This window comes from Streptomyces sp. YS-3 (genome assembly GCF_045257485.1).
GTDB lineage: Bacteria > Actinomycetota > Actinomycetes > Streptomycetales > Streptomycetaceae > Streptomyces.
Genome location: NZ_JBJHPC010000429.1, coordinates 1 through 6,244 on the forward strand (window position 1 = coordinate 1; position 6,244 = coordinate 6,244).

Genomic DNA, 6,244 nt, shown 5'->3' on the forward strand with positions numbered 1-6,244 from the left:
CCCCCCCACCCTGCACAATGGCCTCATGCCCGAAGGAGACACCGTCTGGCAGGCCGCGCGCCGGCTCGACGCCGCGCTCGGCGGATGCAAGCTGATCCGGTCCGATCTGCGTGTGCCCCGGCTCGCGACCGTGGACCTGACCGGCCGGACCGTGCTGGACGTCACCCCGCGCGGCAAGCACCTGCTCACCCGTATCGAGGGCGGCCTCACCCTCCACTCCCATCTGCGGATGGAGGGCACCTGGCGGATCTTCGCGCCCGGCGAGCGCTGGCGGGGCGGCCGGAGCGACCAGATCCGGGCGATCCTGGGCACCGAGGAGCGGACCGCGGTCGGCTACCGGCTGGCCGTCCTGGAACTGCTCCGCACCCGCGACGAGCACCGCGTCGTCGGCCACCTCGGCCCCGATCTGCTCGGCCCGGACTGGGACCCCGATCTCGCCCTGAGCAATCTGCTCCGCGACCCCGCCAGACCCCTCGGCGAGGCACTGCTCGACCAGCGCAACCTGGCGGGCGTCGGCAACATCTACAAGTCCGAGATCTGCTTTGCCGTCCGGGCGGTGCCCTGGCTGCCGGTGGGCGAGCTCACCGACCCCGCCCGGGTCGTCCTCGCCGCCAAGAAGATCATGGAGGCGAACCGGGAGCGTACGTCCCGGCAGGTGTACGTGTACGGACGCGGCGGCCGGCCCTGCCCCCGCTGCGGTACCGCTCTGCGCGCCACCACCCTGCGCGACCCCTCCGGCAGCGAGCGCCCCACGTACTGGTGCCCCCGGTGCCAGCCGAGCCCCCCGGTCCACGGCCGCGCCGAACAGCCCGGCAGTTGACGGAACAGCACTGACACCACCGCTGTTGACACCCCGTCAGATCTCGCCGTACCGTCCCCGCATGCCCCTCTCGGCGTACGACCTCACCGATCGCACCGCCTTCGTGACCGGCGCCGCCGGCGGTATCGGGCGGGCCAGTGCCGTCCTGCTCGCGGAGGCGGGCGCCCTGGTGCACTGCGCCGACCTCGATGAGCTGGGCCTCCAGGGCACCCGTGAGCTGATCGCGAAGGCGGGCGGCACCGCGTACACCCATGTGCTCGATGTGACCGACCGCACCCGGCTGCGCGCGGCCGTCCGGGGCGCGGGCCGGGTCGACGTCCTGGCCGCCGTCGCCGGGATCATGCACACCAGCACGGTCCTGGACACCGACGACGCCGACCTCGACCGCGTTCTCGCGGTCAACTTCAAGGGTGTGCTGCACGCCTGCCAGGAGGCGGCCCGGGTGATGATCGAGAACGGCACGCCCGGCAGCATCATCACCATGGCGTCCGGTGCCGTCGACTCCGCCGGCGCCGGGCTGTTCTGCTACAGCGCCTCGAAGGCGGCCGTCATCCAGCTGACCAAGACCCTCGCCACGGAGCTCGGCCCGCACTCCATCCGCGTCAACGCCATAGCCCCGGGCTGGGTCCGTACGCCGATGACCGAGCGGCACTCGGCCGAGCACCAGCGGCGGATCGAGTCGACGATGGTCCGGCTCTCCCCGCTCGGACGGGTCGGCGAGCCCGAGGACATCGCGCACACCGTGCTCCATCTCGCCTCGGACGCGTCCTCGTTCACGACGGGTCAGATCCTGCGTCCGAACGGCGGCGTCGCGATGCCCTGGTGACCGCGGGCCGTGGAACATCGCCCGTGACATGAACGGGCAGGAGGCTCAGGCCCCAGCCGCCCGCCGCCACCGCGCCCTCAAGCACCCCGGTCTCGTCGGGCACCGTCAGCAGGCGCACCACCGCCCACCACCACAGCGCCCCCACCACGAGCGCCGGCACCCATCGCACCGCCACTGCCATGGCCGCCTCCTCGGGCCGACGCTAGACCGCTCCCCCCGGTCACCGGGAGAGCGCACCGGGATTCACCCCGGCGCACGCACCGCCCCACACGCCCCGCGAACCGGCCCGGATTCTCCGGCTCCGTCAGCCCGTCTCCGCCTGGAACATCCACGCGTGCTTCTCCAGGTCGGCCGTCAGACCGATGAGAACGTCCTGGCTGACCGGGTCCGGGTCGCCGGTGGCGTCGATCCGCTCACGCATTTTCGTCACGACCGCGCCCAGCGCGTCGACGAGGATCCGTACCGCGTCCCCGTCCCTGATCCAGCCGGTGGGCGTCTTGCCGATGGCGCTCGTCGAGGACACGGTCGCCGCCCGGCCGTCCGGGGTGACCCCCAGCGCGGCGGCCCGCTCGGCCACCGTGTCGGAGTGGAGCCTGGCGGTGTCGACGACCTCGTCGAGCTGGAGGTGCACGGACCTGAAGCGCGGCCCGACCACGTTCCAGTGGACCTGCTTGGCGACCAGCGCCAGGTCCACGAGGTCGACGAGGGCGCCCTGCAGGGCGTCCCCCACCACCTTCAGGTCGGTCTCGGACAGCGAGCTCTTCACGACAGACATGCAGGCACTCCGTTCCTTATGCAGCTCCGTATGCAGCTCCGTATGCAGCTCCGTACGCGGCGGCTCGCGTCTGCACGGGCTCACGTCCGCGTCGGCTCCCCGCGCCTCCCCCCACCTTTACACGGAAGCCCCAAAGGGGGCATTCCGGGAATTGCGCGCAAGACCGGGGCTCCGCACCGGAGAAGCGCCGTGCAAGAAGAAGCCCCGGCCGGTCAGAAGACCGGCCGGGGCCACTCACAGACAGAGCCCGACAGCGTCAGGCCGCGACGACGTCCACCGCTTCCGCGGGCGCCTTGATCGTCACACGCTCGGTCGGGACGCCGGTCACCGACGTCACGGAGATCGAATTGAGCATCGGACGTACCGGTGCGGGCACCGGGTCGCTCGCCGCCGCCGAGGCAGCGAGCTCGGCAAGTGCCAGCTCGTCGCTCACTTCTCGCATGAGCTCGGACATCCGTACGTCAAGCGCGTCGCAGATCGCGGAGAGCAGCTCGGAGGATGCCTCCTTCTGCCCCCGCTCCACCTCGGAAAGATAGCCGAGTGAGACTCGGGCGGACGAGGAGACTTCGCGCAGAGTACGGCCCTGGCGCTGGCGCTGCCGACGCAGCACGTCACCCAGCAGGCGACGGAGCAGAATCATCGGTGGCTCCCTCCTCGGACCGCGTAGCCGCATCCTTCACGCCCCACCGTACCGCCTCGCGCTGCGGCCGTGCGGGGAGCGATGTCGTGTTCACTCAGGGCTGCAAACATCAATTCCCCCCGTTCTGTTCCGTATCCTGTGCCCGCGCATCTTCGCGGAGTTCACCGGCGAGCAGTTCGAGCACGCTCCGTACACTCTCCCTACGGATTTCCTCCCTGCCGCCGTTCAACCGCAAAGCGACGGTTTTCCCGGTCCCGTCCGGTCCCTCGACGGCCACGTGGACGGTCCCGACGGGCTTGCCGTCCTGGGGCTCGGGGCCGGCGACACCGGTGGTCGACACCCCCCAGTCGGCTCCCATCAGCCGCCGCACACCCGCCGCCATCTGCCGCGCGACCTCGCCGTCCACGGCTCCGCGCTCCGCCAGAAGGGTCGCGTCGACGCCCAGGACCTTCTCCTTGACGTCCGTCGCGTAGGCCGTCACCGAGCCGAGGAACCCCGCCGATGCACCCGGCGCCTCGGTCAGCTCCGCGGCCACCAGACCACCGGTCAGCGACTCCGCAGCCGCGACCGACTGCTCACGTTCCGTGAGCAGTTCCATGATCCGCGCAGCCTCTTTCACCGGCCCGGTCCCTCCATGGCGGCCTCAGCGGCGCGGGCCTCGCGCTGTGCGGCGAGCCCCTGACGCCTCAGTACGACCGCCTGTCGCACATAGTCCAGTCCCGTGACGACCGTCAGCACCACGGCGACCGCCATCACCCAGAAGCGCAGGGTCGCCAGTGGACCCGTGAGCGCCAGTACGTACATCCCCGTCGCCGTGCCCTGGGCGAGCGTCTTCAGTTTCCCACCTCGGCTGGCGGGAATCACCCCGTGCCTGATGACCCAGAAACGCATGAGCGTGATCCCGAGTTCCCGGAAGAGGATCACTCCGGTCACCCACCACGGCAGATCGCCCAGCGAGGAGAGACAGACCAGCGCGGCGCCCATGATCGCCTTGTCCGCGATCGGGTCCGCGATCTTCCCGAAGTCGGTGACCAGGTTGTACGTCCGGGCCAGATGACCGTCGAAGATGTCCGTGATCATGGCGACGGCGAACGCCGCCCACGCCCAGGCCCGCCAGACCGGGTCGTACCCGCCGTCCTGCAGCATCAGCACCACGAAGCCCGGCACGAGCACGAGCCGGACCATGGTGAGGAGGTTCGCGACGTTCCAGAGGCTCGCCTGGTTGACGGCCGCCGCGCCCAGCTTGCCGCCGGGCGCCGGCGTCCGGCCGGTACCGCCCGCCGCGGATGCCGGGACTCCCGTCATCTGGCCGCCTCCTCAGGAACGTCGAGACTCGTCACCACCAGGTCGACGCCCTCGGCGGCGACGACCTTCGCCTCGACGATACGGCCCGGCGTCAGTCCCGCGCCCTCCGTGAACCGCACTTGACCGTCGGTCTCCGGCGCCTGGTGCTCGGCGCGGCCGATCACGCCGTCCTCGGTGTCGACCGACTCGACCAGCACCCGGACGGTGTCGCCCACGCGCTCCTCGGCGCGCTGGGCGGTGAGCTCCTCGGCGAGCCGCGACAGGTGGTCGAGCCGCTCGGCGATCACCTCGTCGTCCAGCTTGTTGTCGTAGGTGACGGCCTCGGTGCCCTCCTCGTCGGAGTAGCCGAAGACGCCGATGGCGTCGAGCCGGGCGCTGGTGAGGAAGCGTTCCAGTTCCTTGAAGTCGGCCTCGGTCTCACCGGGGAAGCCGACGATGAAGTTGGAGCGGACACCGGCCTGCGGGGCCTTGGCCCGGATCGTCTCCAGCAGCTCCAGGAAGCGCTCGGTGTCGCCGAAGCGCCGCATGGCCCGCAGCACGCCGGGGGCGGAGTGCTGGAAGGAGAGGTCGAAGTACGGGACGACCTTGTCGGTCGAGGTCAGCACGTCGATCAGGCCCGGCCGCATCTCGGCGGGCTGGAGGTAGCTGACGCGTACGCGCTCGATGCCCTCGACGGCCGCGAGCTCGGGCAGCAGCGTCTCCAGGAGGCGGATGTCGCCGAGGTCCTTGCCGTACGAGGTGTTGTTCTCGGAGACCAGCATGACCTCCTTGACGCCCTGCTCGGCCAGCCAGCGCGTCTCGCCCAGTACGTCCGAGGGGCGGCGTGAGATGAAGGAGCCGCGGAAGGACGGGATGGCGCAGAACGAGCAGCGGCGGTCGCAGCCGGAGGCCAGCTTCACCGAGGCGACCGGGCTGGTGTCCAGCCGGCGGCGCAGCGGGGCGCGCGGACCGGACGCGGGGGCGACGCCCTCGGGCAGGTCCTCGGGGGCGCTCTCCTGGGCCTCCTGGGCGTGGCCGGGCAGCGCCACGGCGGCACCCTGGCGCTCGACGGGGCTCAGCGGCAGCAGCTTGCGCCGGTCGCGCGGGGTGTGCGCCTCCACGCTCCCACCACTGAGGATGGTCTGGAGGCGGCTGGAGATGTCGGCGTAGTCGTCGAAGCCGAGCACGCCGTCGGCCTCGGGGAGGGCGTCGGCGAGCTCCTTGCCGTACCGCTCGGCCATACAGCCGACCGCGACCACGGCCTGGGTCCTGCCGTGATCCTTGAGATCATTGGCTTCGAGGAGGGCGTCGACGGAGTCCTTCTTGGCGGCTTCGACGAACCCACAGGTGTTGACGACGGCGACATCGGCGTCCGAGGCGTCCTCGACGAGCTCCCAGCCGTCCGCTGCCAAGCGGCCTGCAAGCTCCTCCGAGTCCACCTCGTTACGGGCGCAGCCGAGAGTGACAAGGGCGACGGTACGGCGTTCGGGCATGGACTCAAGACTACTTTGTCCCGGCCCGCGTCCCCGCCCCGAGGGCTGATCAAGGAACCGGGGGCCGTACCGGGCCGGGGCGCGGCGGTCCCGGTCAGCCGACGACCGGGTCGCCCTTGGTGTAGGTCAGCCGCTCGACCTGGCCGTCACCGAACTGGTCCTCGACCTTCTTGCCGTTGACGTAGAGCTCGATCGCCCCGGCGTTGCCGAGGATCAGGTCGATCTTCTCGCCGTCCACGAAGGTCTTCGACTCGCCCTTCTCCAGGAGGCCGTCGTAGAGCACCTGCCCGTTGTGCGCCTTGGCGGAGATCCAGCTCTTGTCGGAGATGGCACTCAGCTTGACGGTGACCTTGTCCTGCGGGGCCGCCGCGATGGCGCTGTCCGTGGGGGCCGGGGGCTTCACGGG

At 70.9% G+C, this 6,244-nt stretch carries 9 protein-coding genes; 2 read left to right on the forward strand and 7 right to left on the reverse strand.

The genetic code is table 11. From position 1 onward, the window contains the following. Positions 1–25: 25 nt before the first annotated feature. Both ACJA3G_RS27225 and ACJA3G_RS27230 read left to right on the forward strand, forming a co-directional pair. Positions 26–820 (forward strand): Fpg/Nei family DNA glycosylase, encoded by a 795-nt coding sequence (locus tag ACJA3G_RS27225; RefSeq protein WP_406555687.1) that lies wholly within the window; start codon positions 26–28, stop codon positions 818–820. Between the two features lie 61 nt (positions 821–881). After that, positions 882–1,646, forward strand: coding sequence for an SDR family NAD(P)-dependent oxidoreductase (locus ACJA3G_RS27230; protein WP_406555688.1), 765 nt, complete (start codon positions 882–884; stop codon positions 1,644–1,646). Here the strand turns inward: ACJA3G_RS27230 and ACJA3G_RS27235 are convergent. The 7 genes from ACJA3G_RS27235 to ACJA3G_RS27265 form a co-directional block, all read right to left on the reverse strand. Further along, a complete protein-coding gene (locus tag ACJA3G_RS27235) occupies positions 1,594–1,827 on the reverse strand; it encodes a hypothetical protein (RefSeq protein ID WP_406555689.1) in 234 nt (77 codons plus the stop codon). The two genes, ACJA3G_RS27230 and ACJA3G_RS27235, sit on opposite strands and share 53 nt — an antisense overlap. Before the next feature lie 123 nt (positions 1,828–1,950). Continuing rightward, positions 1,951–2,421 (reverse strand): Dps family protein, encoded by a 471-nt coding sequence (locus ACJA3G_RS27240; RefSeq protein ID WP_406555690.1) that lies wholly within the window; start codon positions 2,419–2,421, stop codon positions 1,951–1,953. Positions 2,422–2,677: 256 nt separating this feature from the next. Then, positions 2,678–3,061, reverse strand: a complete 384-nt coding sequence (locus ACJA3G_RS27245; protein ID WP_067165033.1) for a helix-turn-helix domain-containing protein — start codon at positions 3,059–3,061, stop codon at positions 2,678–2,680. Between the two features lie 109 nt (positions 3,062–3,170). Next, entirely contained in the window at positions 3,171–3,680 is a 510-nt protein-coding gene (locus tag ACJA3G_RS27250; RefSeq protein ID WP_406555691.1) for a CinA family protein, read from the reverse strand. Further along, positions 3,677–4,366 (reverse strand): CDP-diacylglycerol--glycerol-3-phosphate 3-phosphatidyltransferase, encoded by a 690-nt coding sequence (gene pgsA / locus ACJA3G_RS27255; protein ID WP_406555692.1) that lies wholly within the window; start codon positions 4,364–4,366, stop codon positions 3,677–3,679. The genes ACJA3G_RS27250 and pgsA overlap by 4 nt, the downstream gene beginning before the upstream one ends. Beyond that, positions 4,363–5,838, reverse strand: coding sequence for a 30S ribosomal protein S12 methylthiotransferase RimO (rimO, locus tag ACJA3G_RS27260; protein ID WP_406555693.1), 1,476 nt, complete (start codon positions 5,836–5,838; stop codon positions 4,363–4,365). Before rimO ends, pgsA begins: the two co-directional genes overlap by 4 nt. A gap of 94 nt (positions 5,839–5,932) precedes the next feature. After that, the coding region (locus ACJA3G_RS27265; protein ID WP_406555694.1) for a DUF4115 domain-containing protein at positions 5,933–6,244 on the reverse strand (312 nt) is incomplete at its 5' end.

Coding starts and splice junctions, on each gene's coding strand:
- ACJA3G_RS27225 (WP_406555687.1), top strand. CDS start 26: ATGCCCGAAGGAGACACCGTCTGGCAGGCCGCGCGCCGGCTCGACGCC.
- ACJA3G_RS27230 (WP_406555688.1), top strand. CDS start 882: ATGCCCCTCTCGGCGTACGACCTCACCGATCGCACCGCCTTCGTGACC.
- ACJA3G_RS27235 (WP_406555689.1), bottom strand. CDS start 1,827: ATGGCAGTGGCGGTGCGATGGGTGCCGGCGCTCGTGGTGGGGGCGCTG.
- ACJA3G_RS27240 (WP_406555690.1), bottom strand. CDS start 2,421: ATGTCTGTCGTGAAGAGCTCGCTGTCCGAGACCGACCTGAAGGTGGTG.
- ACJA3G_RS27245 (WP_067165033.1), bottom strand. CDS start 3,061: ATGATTCTGCTCCGTCGCCTGCTGGGTGACGTGCTGCGTCGGCAGCGC.
- pgsA (WP_406555692.1), bottom strand. CDS start 4,366: ATGACGGGAGTCCCGGCATCCGCGGCGGGCGGTACCGGCCGGACGCCG.
- rimO (WP_406555693.1), bottom strand. CDS start 5,838: ATGCCCGAACGCCGTACCGTCGCCCTTGTCACTCTCGGCTGCGCCCGT.